At 68.9% G+C, this 853-nt stretch carries 1 pseudogene; it reads right to left on the reverse strand.

The window, feature by feature from the left end:
* Positions 1 to 64 precede the first annotated feature (64 nt).
* Positions 65 to 853, reverse strand: a pseudogene (locus RHBS_RS29475) (LuxR family transcriptional regulator); the annotation flags it as partial.

Consider the following 853-nt stretch of genomic DNA (forward strand, 5'->3'; position numbering starts at 1 on the left):
CGAGGCTCGACGTCGGCGCGAGTGCGGACACGGCAGGTGATCGAACGGATCGGCGGCGGCGCGATCACGGCCGCAGCAGCGGACAGGCGGCCCACACAGCATCGGGTCCGAGTCGATCCTCACCGAGCCAAGTGAACAACTGCGCACTGCGCGAGGCCATTCCGCGTTGCGCTGCAACCGACGCCGACACTCGCACCGCCGTCCGCAGATCCGCCGCATCGCACGCGGCAGCACCGTCGAGAACCACATCGGCGAATCTCGCAGCCTCGTCCAGATCTCCGGTGGCCGCCGCGACCTCGGACCGTCTCGCAGCCAGCACCCCTGCATCGAACCCTGCATCGACCGCCGCGTCGTACAGGGCACCGGCGACATCGACAGGAGTCGAATCTGCTTGCTGAACAAGGTAATCGGCGAGACCGGCATGAACGACGCCCCGTTCGGCCAACGCACGGGCCGCGGTGGCGTCGAGCAGGCGGGATCGAGTGGCGACGTCGGTGATGGACGAGAGCAGGACGCGGCAGCGCCCGTCTCCGATCATCTCGATCAGTGGGGCCTCGGCGGACGCAATCAACGTGCCCGTGGTGTCGAGCATGCCGGAGCTGCAGGCCAGGTCGACGCTCGACTCGACATCGGTCGCGCGCGGCACGATCTGCGCGGCCGATGCAGGGTCGGGTGTGACGCCGAATCGAGCTGCGAGCAGCAGTGCCCGCGTGTCGTCGGTGGTCTCGATCAGCATCCGACGGTGTTGTTCGGCAACGGTTTCGATGACCACGCGGAGCGGAGCCGGATCGGAACGGTCGCCGCCGAGCGCGCCGAGTGCCGCGTCGACAGCGGCGAGGATTCCGCCGGTCGC

This window comes from Rhodococcus sp. BS-15 (assembly GCF_000813105.1).
In the GTDB taxonomy this organism is placed as follows: domain Bacteria; phylum Actinomycetota; class Actinomycetes; order Mycobacteriales; family Mycobacteriaceae; genus Rhodococcoides.